The sequence below is a fragment of the Pseudomonas sp. St386 genome (genome assembly GCF_018325865.1).
In the GTDB taxonomy this organism is placed as follows: domain Bacteria; phylum Pseudomonadota; class Gammaproteobacteria; order Pseudomonadales; family Pseudomonadaceae; genus Aquipseudomonas; species Aquipseudomonas brassicacearum.
In genome coordinates this window covers 3743602-3761907 of the sequence record NZ_AP021900.1, presented here as the reverse complement: position 1 = coordinate 3761907, position 18306 = coordinate 3743602, and the positions used below count along the sequence as shown (strand labels likewise).

General features: G+C 58.8%; 17 protein-coding genes. 7 read left to right on the top strand and 10 right to left on the bottom strand.

Going from position 1 to position 18306, the window contains the following annotated elements; all coding sequences use genetic code 11:
- Positions 1–100: 100 nt before the first annotated feature.
- Positions 101–1093: a ribose-phosphate diphosphokinase gene (prs, locus tag KI235_RS16470; RefSeq protein WP_027911561.1), complete on the bottom strand. Its 993-nt coding sequence runs from the start codon at positions 1091–1093 to the stop codon at positions 101–103.
- Positions 1094–1205: 112 nt separating this feature from the next.
- Positions 1206–1772 carry a phosphoribosyltransferase family protein gene (locus KI235_RS16465; RefSeq protein WP_003202245.1) on the bottom strand — a complete coding sequence of 189 codons (567 nt, stop codon included), beginning with the start codon at positions 1770–1772 and terminating at the stop codon, positions 1206–1208.
- A gap of 342 nt (positions 1773–2114) precedes the next feature.
- Here KI235_RS16465 and KI235_RS16460 point away from each other — a divergent pair, with 342 nt between their 5' ends.
- Genes KI235_RS16460 through KI235_RS16450 form a run of 3 tightly spaced genes read left to right on the top strand, consistent with a single transcriptional unit; the run spans position 2115 to position 4454 of the window.
- The gene (locus KI235_RS16460) at positions 2115–3005 is read left to right on the top strand and encodes a universal stress protein (protein ID WP_013693456.1); all 891 of its coding nucleotides are present in this window, start codon (positions 2115–2117) and stop codon (positions 3003–3005) included.
- 56 nt (positions 3006–3061) lie between these two features.
- Positions 3062–3766 (top strand): phosphoribosyltransferase, encoded by a 705-nt coding sequence (locus KI235_RS16455; protein ID WP_003202241.1) that lies wholly within the window; start codon positions 3062–3064, stop codon positions 3764–3766.
- Positions 3759–4454, top strand: a complete 696-nt coding sequence (locus KI235_RS16450; protein WP_028236823.1) for an alpha/beta family hydrolase — start codon at positions 3759–3761, stop codon at positions 4452–4454. The genes KI235_RS16455 and KI235_RS16450 overlap by 8 nt, the downstream gene beginning before the upstream one ends.
- Here KI235_RS16450 and KI235_RS16445 read toward each other — a convergent pair.
- Both KI235_RS16445 and KI235_RS16440 read right to left on the bottom strand, forming a co-directional pair.
- Entirely contained in the window at positions 4436–5803 is a 1368-nt protein-coding gene (locus KI235_RS16445) for an erythromycin esterase family protein (RefSeq protein ID WP_212795164.1), read from the bottom strand. The two genes, KI235_RS16450 and KI235_RS16445, sit on opposite strands and share 19 nt — an antisense overlap.
- A gap of 145 nt (positions 5804–5948) precedes the next feature.
- Positions 5949–6596: a BON domain-containing protein gene (locus KI235_RS16440; protein ID WP_003202237.1), complete on the bottom strand. Its 648-nt coding sequence runs from the start codon at positions 6594–6596 to the stop codon at positions 5949–5951.
- A gap of 239 nt (positions 6597–6835) precedes the next feature.
- Between KI235_RS16440 and KI235_RS16435 the strand changes: the two genes are divergently transcribed.
- The gene (locus KI235_RS16435; protein ID WP_039012117.1) at positions 6836–9118 is read left to right on the top strand and encodes a heavy metal translocating P-type ATPase; all 2283 of its coding nucleotides are present in this window, start codon (positions 6836–6838) and stop codon (positions 9116–9118) included.
- 579 nt (positions 9119–9697) lie between these two features.
- On the opposite strand, the gene KI235_RS16430 is transcribed toward KI235_RS16435, so the two are convergent.
- The 4 genes from KI235_RS16430 to KI235_RS16415 all read right to left on the bottom strand — a co-directional run bounded on the left by KI235_RS16430 (position 9698) and on the right by KI235_RS16415 (position 13728).
- The gene (locus KI235_RS16430; RefSeq protein WP_003202233.1) at positions 9698–10720 is read right to left on the bottom strand and encodes a transketolase family protein; all 1023 of its coding nucleotides are present in this window, start codon (positions 10718–10720) and stop codon (positions 9698–9700) included.
- Positions 10717–11565: a transketolase gene (locus KI235_RS16425; protein WP_003202231.1), complete on the bottom strand. Its 849-nt coding sequence runs from the start codon at positions 11563–11565 to the stop codon at positions 10717–10719. Before KI235_RS16425 ends, KI235_RS16430 begins: the two co-directional genes overlap by 4 nt.
- Before the next feature lie 16 nt (positions 11566–11581).
- Positions 11582–12883 (bottom strand): MFS transporter, encoded by a 1302-nt coding sequence (locus KI235_RS16420; protein ID WP_212795163.1) that lies wholly within the window; start codon positions 12881–12883, stop codon positions 11582–11584.
- 95 nt (positions 12884–12978) lie between these two features.
- Positions 12979–13728 (bottom strand): SDR family NAD(P)-dependent oxidoreductase, encoded by a 750-nt coding sequence (locus KI235_RS16415; RefSeq protein ID WP_003202227.1) that lies wholly within the window; start codon positions 13726–13728, stop codon positions 12979–12981.
- A 188-nt stretch (positions 13729–13916) separates the two neighbouring features.
- Here KI235_RS16415 and KI235_RS16410 point away from each other — a divergent pair, with 188 nt between their 5' ends.
- A complete protein-coding gene (locus tag KI235_RS16410) occupies positions 13917–14834 on the top strand; it encodes a LysR substrate-binding domain-containing protein (protein ID WP_003202225.1) in 918 nt (305 codons plus the stop codon).
- 355 nt (positions 14835–15189) lie between these two features.
- Here KI235_RS16410 and KI235_RS16405 read toward each other — a convergent pair whose 3' ends face one another.
- The gene (locus KI235_RS16405; protein WP_003202223.1) at positions 15190–15792 is read right to left on the bottom strand and encodes an XRE family transcriptional regulator; all 603 of its coding nucleotides are present in this window, start codon (positions 15790–15792) and stop codon (positions 15190–15192) included.
- Positions 15793–15952: 160 nt separating this feature from the next.
- On the opposite strand from KI235_RS16405, the gene KI235_RS16400 reads away from it, so the two are divergent.
- Both KI235_RS16400 and KI235_RS16395 read left to right on the top strand, forming a co-directional pair.
- On the top strand, positions 15953–16648 hold the full coding sequence (locus KI235_RS16400; protein WP_003202221.1) for a B3/4 domain-containing protein: 696 nt from the start codon (positions 15953–15955) through the stop codon (positions 16646–16648).
- Between the two features lie 29 nt (positions 16649–16677).
- Positions 16678–17571 carry a dihydrodipicolinate synthase family protein gene (locus KI235_RS16395; RefSeq protein WP_013693452.1) on the top strand — a complete coding sequence of 298 codons (894 nt, stop codon included), beginning with the start codon at positions 16678–16680 and terminating at the stop codon, positions 17569–17571.
- A gap of 56 nt (positions 17572–17627) precedes the next feature.
- On the opposite strand, the gene KI235_RS16390 is transcribed toward KI235_RS16395, so the two are convergent.
- Complete coding sequence (locus tag KI235_RS16390; protein WP_212795162.1) at positions 17628–18110, bottom strand: DinB family protein; 483 nt, start codon at positions 18108–18110, stop codon at positions 17628–17630.
- Between the last annotated feature and the right edge of the window lie 196 nt (positions 18111–18306).

The window sequence follows — 18306 nt, the reverse complement described above, 5'->3', positions numbered from 1 at the left end:
TAAGAAGTGCATGCTCTCTCCAGGCTCGGTTTAATCGGATTTCGTCCAGTCAGGATTCGGTCGGTGAACCAGAATGGAATCATTCCTGTTCTGCATGTTGTCATCGATGCAGCGACAGGCTGGGCATGCCGTTTCCTGCAAATGCACCATTTTCCGCCAGGAACGTGGCGATCAGGCCGGTGCTGTCGAGCACCTGCAAGTGTTGCGTGACGCAGTCGAGCGGCAGGCGAAACGGCACAACGGTGTCTGTAATCGCGATGTGTCCAAAGATCGGCGGGTCGAACAGTTGAGGGCCAGTGGTAAACAAACCATGGGTGGCGGCGGCGAACAAACGTGTGGCGCCAGCCTGCTGACAAGCCAGGCCAGCACGTTTGAGCGTGTCCCCCGTGCTGATCAGGTCATCGAAAATAATGGCGGTCTTTCCGGCAACATCGCCGATCAGCAGGGTGCCCGTGAGCGTGGTATGGGCACGGTGCTTTTCCATCAAGGCGCTGCCGACCGTACGTCCCAGTTGCCGCTCCAGGGCCTGGCGAAAGTGTTCAGCGCGCTTGGTCCCCCCCGAGTCCGGAGACACCGCCACCACGGCGGCGTCGCCGACGCGTGGCGCGAAATGCTCGGCGAACAGTTCCGCGCACTGCAGATTCCATGCAGGCAGGCGAAATGCGTTATCGAACGCGGCTGGATTGTGCACGTCCAGGGTCAGCAGGCGATCCACGCCACTGGCTTCGAAAAACGACGCCACGTAGCGAGTGATGGTCGGGTCTTGAGGCTGGCTGCGGCGGTCCTTGCGCCCGTAGCAGAGGTAAGGTGAAACCACCTGCACCTGGCGCGCGCCGGCATCCTTGAGGGCGCCGCAAAAAAACAGCAGGCGACACAGCTTATCGTTGGCGCTCTGCCGGCCATCGCCATACAAGGAATGGAAGACTATGACCTCGCGCCCGTTTACCGGATCCAACGGGCGACACTTGTGTTCGCCGTCTTCATAGTCACGTTCCTCATGGCGTGCCAACGGGCAGCCAAGCCGTTGAGCGACGCGAGCGGCATAGTGCTCGCTACCTTGCAGGGCAAAAAGAAGCGGGGGCAGGGTGAGCATGCAAGACTCCTCTGAGGCTGCCGGCAAGGCGCCTCATTTCAGTGGCACGTATCCATGTGCATTTTTGCCATTGCGAGCCTGCCTGGCTCGCCGGCCTTGATCGAGCGCATCCTCAACGGGCCGCGCCATGGCGCACCACCTCAATGCAATACTCCTCTTCGAAGGGCGGCACATGGCATTCGACGATGTCATCGGCGGCGACCTGCAAATGTATGCCAACAATGTCGGCCCGAATCGGTTGCTGGCAGATATGCCGGTCCACCAGTACGGCGGTATGGACGCGACGAGCCCCCAGTTGCGCCAGGTAGGCGCAAGTGCGCAAGAGCGAATGGCCTTCGAAGAGCACATCGTCGACCACCAGCAAGGTGGTATTGGCCAGGTCGAGACCGCCCAGGGCCGGGTTTTCGGTCAATTGGGTGTAGGTATGCAGCACTTGCAGGTCGTCGGCGTAGCGCTTGACCCGGAGCGGGTAAAGAGGCAATTGCGGCTGGCCGGTCCGATGCGCAATGTACTCGCGCAACCGTTGCGCCAGTGGTTCGCCCCGGCGCTGGATACCAATCAGTGCCGCGTGAGTCGGGGGCAGGAGAGTCGCGGCCTTGCGCGCCATTGCCTGCAGTACGTCATCCAGCTCGTTGCTGTCATACAGGCGCACCCGCTGACTTGCCAGTAGGACCGTCATCGCCTTTCTCCTGTCGGTAAACCATGGGTCAGGTACCCAGGCACTGCACCGTTGTGCCTGGGTTTCCAATCAAGTTAATCCGGTTGTCATTGACGAGATTGACATTGATCAATCGCGGTCCAAACAAAGACCGGTCATTGACGAGGGCGAACCGCCACCCCTCCCAACGCGCATGCGTCGTTGAATGCCCGGCCGACGAAAGTAATTGATATATATCAACGCCACGGGTGCCCTGACAGAGGATGGTGGATCTACAACGAAGGTGCCCGTTGCAGCGGCAGATACGCCAGTGGCCCGCCGTGGCAGGCAGAGACAAACGTGCAAGTTCCATGGAGTCCGATCATGAGCCAGTATCAACGGTTATTGCTGATCATCAACCCGGCCCTGCGCCACTCCCATGCCTTGGGACACGCCGCAGCCTTGGCCAAGGCCAGCGGTGCGAGCTTGCACATCGCCGCCTTGATCCCTTCCTGGAAACTGTTGTCACTGCTTGAAGAAGGTGACCGGGAACAGGCGCGCGAAGGCTACCTGCAAGACCATCGCGATTGGCTCAAGAACCAGGCGAATCACCTGCGCGACACAGGCATCGACGTGACGACGGAGGTGACCTGGGCCGATGATATGCAGCAAGACATCCTCGATCACGTCGCCGAAATGCAGCCTGACCTGCTGATCAAGCAGGTGCAGCACGAATCAGCGTTCAAGCGGGCCTTTCTCACCCCGCTGGACTGGCGCTTGCTGCGTCACTGCCCGGTACCGGTGTACCTGCTGAGTGAAGGTAACCTGCCCTTGCCGCGCAAGGTCGTGGCGGCGGTCGATGCGTCCAATACCCTGGCACGGGACAACGAGCTCAATGAGCGGATCATCCAGCAGGCATGCGGGCTCGCCATCCAATGTGATGCCGAGTTGCACTTGCTGTACGCCTGCGACATCTCGATGGTGTACATGGGCGATATGGGTGGCGGCGGTCTAACGCTCTCGGACCTCGGCGCGCAGTTGCGCAAAGAACATGAAACATCCTTTTTCGACCTGGCTGACCGATATGGCGTGGCTGCTGAGCGACGTCATTTCATTGAAGGGCACCCTGTGGCGGTGTTGAGTGCGTTCGCCGATGAGCAGCATATGGATGTGATTGTGATGGGCAGGGTCCAGTCCCATGGCCTGGAAAAGCTTTTGGGCAGCACGACGGAACATACCCTCTACCAGGTGCCTTGCAGCGTTCTAGCCATCTAGTGCGGCCAGGATCGTCCATAACGAAGCGACAGGCATCATTGCCTCAGGAGGTTCCCATGATTCAGAGCCCCTCATTGCAAACCACTTTGCCGAACCGCACCGAGGCCGGTCGACGACTGGTGGAGCCCTTGCTCAAATACGCCAACAGACCTGACGTCATCGTCCTCGCCTTGCCCCGTGGTGGCGTCCCGGTGGCTTATGAAGTCGCTACCGCCCTGAATGTTCGCCTGGACCTGATGTTGGTGCGCAAGCTTGGCATCCCATCGCACCCGGAGTTCGCCATGGGCGCCATTGCCAGCGGTGGCATACAAATCCTCAATGACGACGCGCTGCGGGTGCACCCGATCGACCGCGCCAGTTTCGAGGCCGTGGTCGCCCGGGAAACGCAGGAATTGTCCCGGCGCGAACAGGTTTATCGAGGAGCCCGCCCGCCGTTGCAGCTCAAGGACCAGGTCGTGATCCTGGTCGACGACGGCCTGGCAACCGGCTCCTCCATGATGGCTGCGGTCCATGCGGTACGCGTGCAGTCCCCGGCGCGCATCGTTGTCGCGGTGCCGGTTGCTCCGCTGGAAACGGTCGAGGTTTTGCGCAGCGAAGTGAATGAAGTGATTTGCCCGCTCATTCCCGAGTGGATGATGTCGATCGGTTATTGGTATTTGAATTTTGCCCAGACTTCGGACGAAGAAGTCATCGATCTCATGCACCAGGCCTGGCAGCGGGAAGCGTCGAGCGGTTGCACGACGGAGCATGTTGATGCTTGAACCTCAGTCTCTATCCATCGACCTGCCAGGCGTGGAGTTATCGGCCGATCTGCGTTTGCCGGCGAACACCCGCGCCCTGGTGATCTTCGTACATGGCAGTGGCAGTGGTCGCGCCAGCCCGCGTAATCAATACGTGGCCAATGTCCTGGCCCGTCGTGGCCTGGGGTCGCTGTTGTTCGACCTGCTCACCGGGCCGGAGCAGCGCATGGACAATCTGACCGGGGAGTTGCGTTTCGATATTCCCTTGTTGGCCAGGCGACTGATCCATGTGATTGACTGGGCCCGCCGCGACCCTGACCTGCGCGCGCTGCGAATCGGTCTGTTTGGCGCCAGTACCGGCGCAGCAGCGGCTATGGTGGCGGCTGCCGAGCGCGTGGATGCGGTCGCGGCAGTGGTCAGCCGGGGAGGGCGAACCGACCTGGCGGGGCCGGCGTTGGTCAGGGTGGAGGCGCCGACCTTGCAAATTGTCGGTGCACAAGACCCACTGGTGTTGGGCTTGAATGACCAGATTCGCCGGGTCCTTCGGTGTGAGCAGGCATTGGAAGTCGTGGCGGGTGCCACGCATCTTTTCGAAGAGCCCGGCACCTTGGAGGAAGTCGCCAGGCTTGCCGGCGACTGGTTTGAGAAATACCTGCTGGTTTCCAAGCCCTCAACAAACTGCCTACCTCCTCATACGCCAAACGGATAGGTTTCGTCCTCCAGTTCCAGTTGCTGGTTTTGCGGCAGGGGCAGCGCCGTGACCGGCCTGGTTTGCTCGAACCAGATCATGGCATCGAATTGTTCGGCCAGTACCGACTCGAAGTAGTGACTGAAACGCTCGCTCTCGGGGCGGTAAATCACCCCGATGGCCCGTTCCAGCAAAGGGGTGGACAACACGCGTCGCAGTTCTTTTCGCTGCGGATCTCGCCAATCGGTCAGGGACGCCGCAACCCCGGCTTTGAGGAACTGATGTTCCCAGCTGTCCGGCCGGGAAGGGCGAATGTCCTTGATCCGCATCTCACCGTCCCAGTCATCGGCGGCAGCCACCTGGCCGCTGTCGGTGGCCATGCCGATCAAGACGGCGTCACGCCCATAGGTGCTACGGCACAGTTGACCGATGTTGAACTGCCCCTTCCAACCCATTTCCGTGGCGCCTGCATTGCCGATATGGGAGTTGTGCGCCCAAACCACTGCCTTGGCATGCGGCCCTCGATGTTCGAGTAAGGCACGCAACGTCTCGAACATGTGTCGGTCCCGCAGGTTCCAGGAGAGCGTCGATCCTCGATAAACCGCGCGGTAATACTGTTCCGCCGCCACCACCACCCTGGCGTTCTGCGTCGCGTTGAAGAACGCTTCGTCGTCGCGGATGAGCCCGGCCAATTGCTCGGCCAGCATGACGTTGAGCTGCTCGACCACCGCTTGTTCGCAGGGCATTACACCGTCGCGCTCGACAAAATGACCATACAACGCGGGATCATCCTGCCACGGAGTCAAGCAACCATAGCGTCGCCGGGCTTCATGGGCCAGATGCGGATCGACCCGTTCCAAATAGCTCAGCACCTCATGAATGGAGTTGCGCAGACTGTAGACGTCCAGGCCACGGAACTCGACTCGTTGTTCGGCAGCCAGGGGGTGATTGTGTCCATGCAGCCAACGGGTGAATGCCTTGACTTCGCTGTTGCGCCACATCCAGGTCGGGAACCTGCTGAAGATGTGGCGTTTCCACGCCGAATGCGCCAGCCCCCGGACGTACTGGTCGACATGACCGGCATCCGGCCAGTCGGCCTCAACCGCCACGATATTGAATCCGTGATGCTCGATCAGCCGTTGGGTAATCGCCGCCCTGGCTCGATAGAATTCGCTGGTTCCATGGCTCGCCTCGCCGATCAACACCACGCGCGCGTCGGCGTAGCGATTGAACAGTTCGGCAAAGCCGGGTGAGTCCAGGTCCGGCAGTGGTTCAGCGTATTGACGCAGCAAAGGGGCTATGTGGGCTCTATCAACGTGATATTGCCGACCGTAGAGCTTTTCCATCAGTTTTTGCGAAGGTGAGTTCATGAACGTCATCCCTCAAAGTTGAGCACGCAGGCGGAATATCAAAAAACCCTGAGAAAAGGTGATGCTGTTCAGTTCAAGAGTAGATTCAGCTACTTGCTTAAGTGACAGCGTTGCAGGGGCCAAGGGGTTCTTACGGGCTACAGTTTCAGGCGATCAGCAAATGATCTTCCACCTTGTTGACCCCCGGTACAGACCAGGCGGCCCGTTCCGCGATCTGACGTTCACGCCACAGATGCACTCTGCCTTCAAGCTTGACCACACTGCCTTCGACCTTGATTTGAATCGCCTTGGCGTCGATTTCGGCATTGCGCTTGAGCGCTTCTTCAATGCGCCTCTGGATATCGGCCACGGCCACCTGGGGACGAAGCGTGAGTCGGTTGTCCACGCCGACCACGCCCGAAAGCTTGCGTACGGCCCGTTCTGCCGTTTCCTTCTGGTACTGCCAGTCCACCTGGCCTTCCAGGCTGATCCAGCCGTTCTCCACGATCACCTTGACGGCGCCTATTGGAAGATCGGAACTCCAATCAATGATGTGCAGCGCGCGAGTGGCGATGGCGTCATCCGTTGTGCCGGCCACCTTGTTCAGTCTTACCTGGAGTTCTTCGGCCACTGCGCGCACGCCCTTTACTGCCTTGACGGCACGTTCGGCACTGACTTTCTGGGCGTAGTCGCTGACGTGGCCAGTCAGGGTGACAACCCCATCGTGTACGGCAACGCCAATGTCGGCGGCATCGATACCGGGCTGGAATTCAAGCTCTTCCAGGATGGTGTTGCGCAGGCTCAGGTCGCTCATGACGATGTCCTCGGTAGAAGGGGCAGGATTTGCCCGTTCCTCTTTTTTACCCTCGGTCAGCGTCAAGACATTGAGCTAGGTCAAGTGGGTAACAGTGCTCGCTGGCCGTTGATCGCTAGGATCGATAGGGTAAGGGTCATGTCCCGACGGGCAACGACACGAAAGCGGGGCGAGCCCTGGGCGCGCCGCCAGGATTCGCACAACGAGGCAGGCCAATCGTTTTTGAGGAAGTTTTTCTTATGCTCGATAAATGGCTGGACCCCGTTCTTTTGCTGTTCACCGCTCTGACGCTGCTGGCGGGGGCCGTTGCGCATGTTGCGCAGCAACCCGAATGGGCGTCGATATGCTGGGCGGCGGGCAGCCTGGTAATGTCTGGGGTCCTGCTGGTTGAAATCCTGAAGCGCCTGGCCCGGCGCGAGAGCGGTGTCGACCTGATCGCCCTGCTGTCGATCACCGCGGCTCTGGTCTTTGGGCAGGCCCTGGTAGCAGCGCTGATTGCCTTGATGCTGGCGAGCGGCCGAATCCTGGAGTTCTTCACCCGGCAACGTGCCGAGCGGGAGCTCAGTGCGCTGATCGATCGGGCACCACGTTTTGCTTGGGTGCAGGAGGAGAGCGGCTTACGCAAAATCCCCGTTGAGCAGGTCCAGCCCAATCAAACATTACTGGTGCGGCTGGGGGAAGTGATTCCGGTTGATGGTCGCTTGCTGAGCCCTGTGGCGGTTCTCGACGAGTCGGCGCTCAGCGGCGAATCGTTACCCCAGACGCGCCGGGAAGGCGAACACCTGTCCAGCGGGGTTTCCAATGTCGGTGCGTCAATCCTGCTCATCACCACACGCACGGCGGCGCAAAGCACCTACGCCGGGATCGTGCGCCTGGCCGAGGCGGCACGCCGTTCCCGTGCGCCTTTCGTACGCCTGGCTGACCGTTATGCGTTGTTCTTCATCCCCTTGACGTTGCTGATGGCAGCCACGGCTTGGTACATGAGCGGCGATGCCTTGCGGGCACTGGCGGTTTTGGTAGTGGCCACGCCGTGCCCTTTGATACTGGCGGTGCCGATTGCCATCATGTCCGGTATCTCGCGGGCGGCGCGACGCGGAATACTGATCAAGGATGGCGTGACCCTGGAAGCGCTGGCCGGCATTAAACAGATATTCCTCGACAAGACCGGCACCTTGACCAGCGGGCATGCCCGCTTGCAGTCGATCGAGACGAACGGCCCCATCGATCCGCAACGCCTGCTTGGCCTCGCCGCTTCGCTCGCGCAGGCTTCGACGCACCCCATCTCCCAGGCCATCGTCGACGCGGCGCATCAGCGCAAACTGCAGCTCTGCGTCCCGCAAGGGGTAGAGGAGAGTCCCGGTGCAGGGCTGTCTGGGCAGGTCGACGGCGTACAGGTGCGTTTTGGCACGTTGGCGTTTGCCAGTAACGATGCGCCTGTGACCGACTGGGCCACCACCATGCTGCGCCACATGGATTACCAGGCATGCAGCGCAAGCTTCATCGCAGTGGATGGCGAGCTCGCTGGCCTGCTGGTCTTCCTCGACACGGTTCGGCGCGAAACCCCGCAAACCCTGCGTCGACTGCGCAATAGAGGGATTGAACGGATCGTCATGCTCACCGGGGATCGCCTGGAAACTGCCGAAATGATTGCCCTGTCCGCCGGGATAGATGAACTGCGTGCCGGGTTGACCCCCGAGGACAAAGTGCAGGCTGTACAGCAGGGTTGCCAGCGCGCCAGCACATTGATGGTCGGTGATGGCATCAACGACGCCCCCGCGCTGGCGGCGGCCAACGTTGGCGTGGCGATGGGAGCCAGCGGTGCCACCGCTTCTGCACAAGCGGCGGGTGTTGTGTTGCTGGTCGATCGCCTCGATCGTCTGGTCGAGGCATTGGACATCGCCCGGCATACCCGTTTTATCGCCCGCCAAGGCGTGCTGGTAGGGATGGGAATGTCCTTGCTGGCCATGGCGCTGGCGGCCCTCGGTTATCTACCGCCGTTGATCGGTGCCGTGGTGCAGGAGGGCATCGACGTGGTGATCATCGTCAACGCCTTGCGCGCCTTGGGGCCGTTCTGGGCGCAGGGGAAAAGAAAGCTGGCCGCTGAGCATATTGATCACCTGCAAGCTGAACACCAGCAACTCGGTGCTCTACTGAGCGATCTGCATCGACTGGCCAACGACTTTGCCCGACGACCGCCTGAGCAGGCGCGGACTGACCTGTCGGAGTTGGTCAACCACCTGCAGACCTCACTGGCGCAGCATGAGCGCGAAGATGAACAGACACTGTATCCACTGCTGGTGCGAAACATGACAGGTGAGGACCCGCTATCGGCCATGAGCCACGTCCACCGGGAGATTTTTCGCCTGATTCATTTGCTGGCACGCATGAGTGACGACTTCAGTTGCGCCCCCGCCACGGCAACTGCCGATGAGATCCAGCATCAACTGATCCGCCTGGACACCTTGGTGCAACTGCACTTTGAACAAGAGGAGGAGCTGTTTCGTTATCTGGATTGGCGCTAGCGATTCAAGCCGGGAAAAAAGACTGTGCTCCCCCTGTCGCATGCAATGCACGAGCAATTGCGAGCTCGCGCCCTGGCAGTGATCCTGCGTGGAACCTGGTGACTCTCGGTGGCACAGCCCTTTTTAAATGGGCTGTTTGGCCTGCCATACAGGATGCCTGATGGGTGTTCTACTGATGCATCTCCGTCACGGACATGGTGAACACCAACTTGGATCTGCCTGCGTTGGAATAGGAATGTGGTACGTCGGTCTTAGCCACTGCAGAGCTTTCCGCCGGGATGACTAGCTCCGTTTCCCCTACCAAGCATTTCAGCGTGCCTTTTTCCACATGAAACAGTTCAAGCGTGCCCTGAGGGATGCCCCCTGTGAAGCGAAAGATTCGCCTTGGTGCATTTCCCCTGACACCTATGAATGATCAGGGTGTGGACGAAAATGCGTTTACCCGTCTTGTGCAGCAACTGGTGACGGCGAAAGTAGATTCCATTGGGGCTCTCGGGTCCACCGGAAGTTATGTGTATCTTTCTCGAAAAGGGGATGCCCCCTTGCAGGGGGCTGAGTCAGCCCCCTGCAGGTTAAACCCTATAACCAACCCTTGATCTGCGCGCGCAAAGCCTGGGTGGAAATACCGTAGCGATCATGCAACGTCGGCAGCGCGCCAGCATCGAGAAACGCGTCCGGCAGCGCTATTTGCCTGAACGTCGGCGTGACCCCATTGCGCAACAGCACGGTTGCCACCGCTTCGCCCAGTCCGCCAATGATGGAGTGGTTTTCGGCAGTCACTACCAATCGCCCCGGCTTCCTGGCCTCAGCCAGAATAGTCTGCTCATCCAGGGGCTTGATGGTGGGAACGTGAAGCACCGCGACATCCACGCCATCAGCCTGAAGTTCCTTGGCGGCTTCCAGGGCGCGCATTGTCATCAAGCCGGTGGAAATGATTAAAACCTCATTGCCCGTACGCAGGGTCTTGGCTTTGCCGATCTCGAATTTATAGCCATATTCATCGAGCACCAGCGGTACGTTGCCGCGCAGTAACCGCATGTAGACTGGCCCTTGATGCGCGGCAATGGCGGGTACTGCCTGTTCGATTTCCAGGGCATCGCAGGGGTCGACGATCATCAGGTTCGGCATGGCCCGGAAGATTGCCAAATCATCCGTTGCCTGGTGACTGGGGCCGTACCCGGTGGTCAGTCCAGGCAGGCCGCAGACGATTTTGACGTTGAGGTTTTCCTCGGCAATCGCCATGCAGATGAAGTCATAGGCCCGGCGCGAGGCAAACACCGCGTAAGTGGTCGCGAAGGGCACGAACCCCTCCCGAGCCATGCCCGCTGCCGCGCTCATCAACAGTTGCTCAGCCATGCCCATCTGGTAGAAACGCTCTGGGTGCGCCTTGGCAAAAATGTGCAGGTCGGTGTATTTGGACAAGTCAGCCGATAAGCCCACGATATCCTGGCGCTGGTCTGCGAGGGCGGCCAATGCGTGGCCAAAGGGCGCCGATTTGGTGGCCTGACCTTCAGCGGCAATCGAAGCAATCATCGCGGAGGTTGTCAGCTTTTTCTTCGGCGCCTCGGGCGCCTGAGCCGTCGTGTTGGTTGCGTTGCTCATAGGGTCTTGCCTTCTTCGAGGTTGTTCAGGGCCACATCCCATTCATGCTCGTCCACGCGGATGAAGTGAGTCTTCTCACGGGTTTCCAGGAACGGCACGCCTTTGCCCATCTTGGTATCGCAGATGATGACGCGCGGTTGTGCGGCGGGATGGCTGCGGGCCGCGTCGAACGCCTTGACCAAGGCGTCCAGGTCGTTGCCGTCTACCCGCTGGGTGAACCAGCCAAAGGCTTGCCATCGGTCAACGATGGGTTCAAATGCCAGCACCTCGCTGGAGTGTCCGTCGGCTTGCTGGTTATTGACGTCGACGATGGCGATCAGGTTGTCGAGTTTCCAGTGCGAAGCGGACATCACCGCCTCCCAGGTGGAGCCCTCATTCAGCTCGCCATCCGATAGCAGGTTGTAAACGAATGAGGCGGATTGCTTGCGCTTCAAACCCAGGCAGGCGCCCACCGCGATACCCAGTCCCTGGCCCAGCGAACCACCGGTGATTTCCATGCCGGGGGTGTACGCGGCCATGCCGGACATGGGCAGGCGGCTGTCATCCGAACCGTAGGTTTCAAGTTCATCCAGTGGAATGATTTCAGCCTCGATCAGCGCCGCATACAGTGCGATCGCGTAGTGGCCGATGGAGAGGTAAAAGCGATCACGCTGTTCCCACTCGGGGTTATCGGGCTTGTAGTTCAAGGCATGAAAGTACGACACGGCCAGCAAGTCTGCCGCGCCCAGCGCCTGACCAACATAGCCCTGGCCCTGGACTTGCCCCATGCGCAAGGCATGGCGGCGAATGTTATGGGCGCGCTGCACCAGAGTGGTGGACGAGACGCGAGATAATGTGACAGTCATGGAGTTCTCCGTTAACTCAACGATTGACCGAAGCGGCAGGAATACGCAGCACCAGACAGGCACCGATGCACAGCACACCGGTAATCAGGTACATGCCGATGGCGCTCGAACCGGTTGTGGTGGTGATCCAACCAATCAGGTAGGGCGAGCAGAACCCCGCGAGATTGGCAAAGCTGTTGATGCCGGCGATCCCCGCAGCGGCGGAGACGCCACCGAGCAATGTGGTAGGCAGCATCCAGAACAGTGACGACGCCGACAGCACGCCTGCTGCTGCAAGGCACAGGCACAACACCGACAGCATCAGGTTGGTGCCGAACACCGCCGCCAACGTGAGGCCCAGCGCGCCGGCAATCATTGGCCCGACCAGGTGCCAGCGGCGCTCCTGGTGCTTGTCGCCGCTACGCCCCATCAGCACCATCGCGACGATGGCGCACAGGTAGGGGAGACTGGTGAGCAAGCCGATGTGCATCGGATCGGCTACGCCTGCGTTACGGATAAGCGTCGGCAGCCAAAAGGTGATCGCGTACTGGCCCATGACCACGCAAAAGTAGATGCAGGCGAGAATCCACAGGCGACGGTCCCGCAGGAACGCCCCGACCGATGCATGGGTGACTTTGCGGCTGTTGTCCTCGGCCAGTTCTTTGCTGATCAGCGTTTTTTCTTCATCGGTGAGCCATGTCGCCTGGTGGACGCCATCTTTGAGGTAGGCCAGCACCATCAGGCCAACGACGACGGTCGGAATGGCTTCGATCACGAACATCCACTGCCAGCCCGCCCAGCCTTGAAAACCTGCGAAATGGGTCATGATGTAGCCTGAGAGCGGCCCGCCGATCATTCCTGAGAGCGGGATCGCGATGAACCACAGCACGGTCATTTTTGCGCGGCGGTAGGAGGGGAACCAGTAAGTGAGGTAGAGCAGCAAGCCCGGCGCGAGACCGGCTTCGGCGATACCGAGCAGAAAGCGCAGCGTATAGAACTGCCAGGCCGTTTCTACGAAGGCGAAGAGGGCGGAGATGATGCCCCACGAAATCATGATGCGCGCGATCCAGCGACGGGCACCGACCTTGTGGAGGATGAGGTTGCTTGGCACTTCGCAGAGAAAATAACCAAGAAAGAACATGCCCGCGCCGAGCCCGTATACGGTTTCGCTCAGGGACAGGTCGTTCATCATCTGCAGCTTTGCAAACCCGACATTTACCCGGTCCAGGTAAGCGCACAGGTAGCACAGCATCAGGAAAGGCATCAATCGCCAGGCAGTTTTGCGATACGCGCTGGAGCGTACTGTGGACACAGCGTCGAGCGTCATGGTGGTCATCATGATGGTCTGATCTCTTGTTTTTATAGAACGCCGGGCCTGAAGCCCGACGTATCGTCGATCCAGAACTGAATGGACAGCGGTGGTGACACCTGTTGTCAGTGGATCAACATGCCGCCGTTTACATCGAGCGTGATGCCGGTGAGGTAGGAGGACAAGTCGCTGGCTAGAAACAGCGCCGCATTGGCAACATCCTGCGCTGCGCCAAGCCGGCCCAACGGGATGCTTTCGATGATTGCGTGGCGTCGCTCATCCTGCATCAGGCCGCCGGTGATGTCAGTGTGGATCAAACCTGGGGTGATGGAGTTGACGCGAATGTTGTCCGCGCCAAATTCGCGTGCCATGGCCTTGCCCAGTCCGAGCACACCGGCTTTCGCTGCACTGTAGTGCGGGCCACCGAAAATGCCGCCGCCGCGCTGGGCCGATACGGATGACATGCAGACGATGCTGCCCGAAGCCTGGGTGCGCATCACCGGAATGACCGCCTGCGACATCAACAGTGTGCCGCGCAGGCTTACATCCAGGACCTTGTCGTAATCGCTCGGGCGAATGTCCAGGGTCTTGATCGGCTGCGTGATGCCAGCATTGTTGATGAGTATGTCGATACGGCCGTAGTGCTCGATAACCTTGGCGACGGCTGCTTTGACTTGCACCTCGTCGGCGACGTTGGCAGCCAGACCCAGATGGCCTTCGCCGAGGGTAGCCGCTGCGTCACTGGCGGCGGATTCGTCGAGATCCAGAATGACCACGCGGGCGCCGTGTTTGGCGAAGGTGACAGCCGTTGCACGGCCGATACCTCGTTCGGATGCAGCGCCAGTAATAATCGCGACTTTGCCTTGAAGAAGCATGAGGGGTACCTCTGATTGTTTTTATGGTTCGATTCAGCGATCGATGGCTCAGAGTGGTCCCCGTGGACATGCCGAGCAATAACGCAAACGTCACTGCTACATGAATAAAATTCAGCACTCGTCAATACAGACCGCAGATGCTTGAATGGCACTCCCCGTTCGAGCCCCAAACCATAGGCTGAATACTGATGCGCCAGGACGATATCCCTTCATCCAAGCTGCCACCGCTGAGAGCCATTCAAGCCTTCGAGCAAACCGCGCGTTTTGGCAACCTGGCAAGAGCCGCCGAAGTGCTGGACCTCACGCCGTCGGCGATCAGCCACCAACTGGCCAAACTGGAGGTCATGATTGGTCGACAGTTGTTTGTGCGGGCAGCGCGTGGGGTGACGCTGACACCGGTGGGTGAGCAGTACTTGAAGGACATTTCCGGTTTGTTGCAAAGCCTTGAGGTCGCTACCGAGCGGGCGGCGAGTGACGTTAGCCTGGATTGCCTGCGGCTGCATTCCTCCCCCAGTTTTGGCTTGCTCTGGCTGATGCCCCGGCTGGAGTCATTTCGCTTGACCAACCCGGACATCCAAATCAATTTATCTTGCTCCTATGAATCACTGCACTTCAGCCAGGACAAGATCGATGTCGATATTCGCCATGGCCGGCCCAACTGGCCCAGCTATGAAGTGCGCACCGTGCGTAACGAGAGCTTCGCTGTGCTGGCCTCGCCCAAGCTGATCGCACGCTGCGCGGTAAAAAGCGCAGTGGATCTTCTGGTAGAAGACCTGATCCTTTCCGAAGCGACTTTGCTCAGATGGCCTGAGTGGTTCGCTCAGCATGGCCTGGCGCGCCCCGAAAAACCCTACGCCTTGAGTTTTGACCGATCCTACATGAGCCTGGAAGCGGCGAGCCACGGGTTGGGATTTGCCCTGGAAAGCACGCTGCTGGCGCAAAAATACCTCGCCAGCGGTTCGCTCGTTGAGGTCGCCCCCGAAGCTTTGAGCTCTCCGGTAGCGGCCCACCATTTAGTGTTCCCGAAGGCCCACTCCAGTTTTCCCAGAGTCAGGCGATTTTTGGGTTGGATGGAAGGGGAGTTGGGGCATGGCTTTGTGTTTTAACGTTATGGCTGTCCGAAGGGCGGCCGCCGTCATGTCGGGAATCGAACGTGACCACGAGCTTTGAGGCGTTTTAGCGAGCCAATCTTGCATTGTGAAGTGCGCGATTTCGCATTAAAGGCTCTCAGGAGCCCCGAAAAACATTTTGACTGGGCTCTAGAACAATGTTTTCAGGCAGAAAAAAATCAAATATGCCCCCAGTTTTGCCCCCAGTTGCATGCGATGCACTCACAATTGCGAGTGCGCGCCCTGGCGGTGATGCTACGTGGGGCTTGATGGCTTTCGGTGGCACAGCCCTTTTGAAATTGGCTGGTTCGCCCGCCTTACATATGCTCACTGGCTGCCAGTCTGCCGGTATCTACTGATGCATCTCCGTCACGGACATGGTGAACACCAACTTGGATCTGCCAGCGTTGGAATAGGAATGAGGTACATCGGTTTTCGCCACTGCCGAACTCCCCGCAGGGATGACCAACTCTGTTTCCCCTACCACGCATTTCAGCGTGCCTTTCTCCACATGAAACAGTTCAAGCGTGCCCTGAGGATGCCCCTGTGAAGCGAAAGATTCGCCTGGATGCATTTCCCAACGCCACAGCTCGATCATATTAGGGCCGGACGTTCCCGCCAGGAGGCGCGCCGTTCCTCCCAGGTCACCGGTCCAGAGCGTGGGGATGTCTTGGCTGTCGATGATATGGGCGGATGGGGCTTCGGTCACATTGACGATGTCTGCAACAGACAGTCCAAGCGCGGCGGCGATTTTGCAAAGGATGCCGATACTGGGGTTCGCCGTACATTTCTCTATTTCGACGACCATTCCTTTGCTCACCCCTGAGCGGCGGGAAAGCTCATCCAACGTGATCTTCTTTGCTTTGCGCGCCTGTTTGAGAGTGCGCGCGACGGCCAGGCTGACGGCTTGAGCGTCAGCACCAGAGGTAGTCGACAGGCTGGTATTGGTGGTCATTGATGAAGGTCATTAGAAAAAGGTGCTGGGATTTTCGGCCTTTATCAGTAGCTGCGTCAATCGGCTCAGCCGTTATATTAGATGATAGTGGTCATTATATTGACTTTATTGGTCGTCGCTGACTAGCATTAAATGACATTTAGGTTCCTGGAGGTTTTTGATGCTGTCCGTACTGCCGTTGATCGATCAAGCCGTTGCAGAATTGGCTCCGGAGTTCAGGGCCCTGAGCATTGTGGTGGGAGCTGCGCCGCTGATTCATCCTGAGGTTGCTCAGTCTGCGCTGGATCGCGCTTGCAAGGCCGTGCAGGAAGGTGGGCCAAGCTGGGGAGATGCGCACCTGGCCGCATGGGCGGAGACATTCCGAAAGTTCGGCGCAAAGCCGCAGCGGACGCCTTGTTCAGCTGAGGCGCTACGTAAACGGGTTTTACGTGACGGAAGCTTGCCGAGCCTGGATCCCATCGTCGATCTCTACAACGCAATCAGTATTGAGTACGCCATCCCTGTTGGCGGGGAAAACATTGAAGCCTATGTGGGCTCCCCACGGCTGGTAGTCGCCGATGGCACCGAGCCTTTTGACACCATGAAAGAGGGCGCTCCTGCTTTCGAGTATCCAGACCCCGGCGAGGTTGTCTGGCGCGATGACAAAGGCGTGACCTGCCGTCGCTGGAATTGGCGGCAAGGTGTCAGAACCCGTCTCGGTGCTGACGCGAAGAGCATGTGGTTCATTTTGGAGAGCTTGCCGGCGATGCCGCTTGAAGCCTTGACGGAAGCGGGGGACAAGCTGATCGAAGGGTTGCAGCAAATGATGCCAGGCGTCCAGATCGAAAGCTCACTGATTGGTCTTGGGGTCAAATAGTCGACAAGCCACTGCAAGGAGTGATGACGATGTTTACCGGCCTTAGTGCATTTCCTCTGACACCTATGAATGAGCGAGGGGTGGACGAAAATGCTTTTACCCGTCTTGTGCAGCAACTGGTGGCGGCGAAAGTAGATTCCATCGGGGCTCTCGGATCCACCGGAAGTTATGCGTATCTTTCTCGCGCCGAACGTTCTCGAGTTGCGCAGTTGGTGGTAGAGGCGGCGGAGGGTGTGCCTGTGATGGTGAGCATCGGAGCGCTGCGTACACGCGACGTTTTGCTGCTGGCCGAGGATGCGCAAGCCGTGGGAGTCAAAGCCTTATTGCTGCCACCCGTGTCGTATCAAAAACTGACTCAGGACGATGTTTTTTCGATGTACGAAATGGTTTCGGCCAACGTCTCAGTCCCGCTATGTGTCTATGACAATCCGGGTACCACCCATTTCGATTTTACCGATGAGTTACATGGGCGTATCGCGGAGTTACCCAACGTCAGATCAATCAAAATTCCGGGCGTCCCCGACGCGCCGCACCTGGCCAGGGAGCGCGTGGTACGTCTGCGAAAATTGATTCCGAGCCACGTGACGATCGGAATAAGCGGCGATGCGTTAGCGGCTATTGGCATGAATGCCGGCTGCGATGCCTGGTACTCCGTCATGGGCGGTTTGTTCCCCAACACAGCGCTCGCAATCACGCGAGCTGCATTGTCAGGGGACGCCGCTGAAGCCGCGCGCCTTTCTGAATCGTTGAAGCCGCTCTGGGCTTTGTTCAGGCAATTTGGCGGTAGCTTTCGAGTGATAGCAACAGCGGCGGAGCTTCTCGGGTTTACTCACTCTCCGAGTCTACCCCTGCCGCTCAGAACCATCGCCGGGGAAGGACGAGAGCAAATTGCTGCGGTGATTCAGGCGCTTGAATTGAGCTGAATGTTGACAGGGATGTTCTGCCTCACCCTTGGTGGGTGAGGCAGAAGTCCCAATATCTACAGCTTCAAAAACGTTGTGAAATGATCCTGGTGCCCCTCCAGAATGTCCCTTGGCAGGATTGTGCCAACAGCGCCTCGATGCTGCAGGCCATGAGAAAGTACATGAGCAAGGATTTGCTCCTTGGTCATGTTGCCGGGTTTGCCGTCCTTGAAGATAAATGCCACCGGGTCAGACAGCTCCGCTGCGGTGACTGATTTTGTGTAGTCAACAAACCACTGATTTGCCTTTGTGAATGCCTCTTCCAGCTGACGAAAGTCTTGCCTTTGCTCAGTGACAACGTCGTCAAATTCCTCCGGTTTACTTTGCAGTCTGGCGATGAACAACTGGTCCACAATATTGATGTGCCTGAGCCAATAACAGGCCTTCTCCATTTCCACAGGGAAGGACTGTGCAATGGGTGCTTTCAAGCACCGGAATAGCGCCTCCTCAGACCATGCCTTGTACTGATAAAGCGAGTGCAACAGGTTTTTGGCACACATGGCGTTCTCCCATTTTCTAAGCGTCTTTCTAAGCGTCGTCGGCCCTTGGCACATCACAGGAGCTGGGACAAAGGGGGGGCGTGCAACGGAGCGGAATACCGTTGGCGAGATATAATAGTCACTATATTGACTTTTATAGTCAATGGTATGAAGCTTCATCAAAGGCGATTAACGCCGCCGCATTGAACTCCAACAG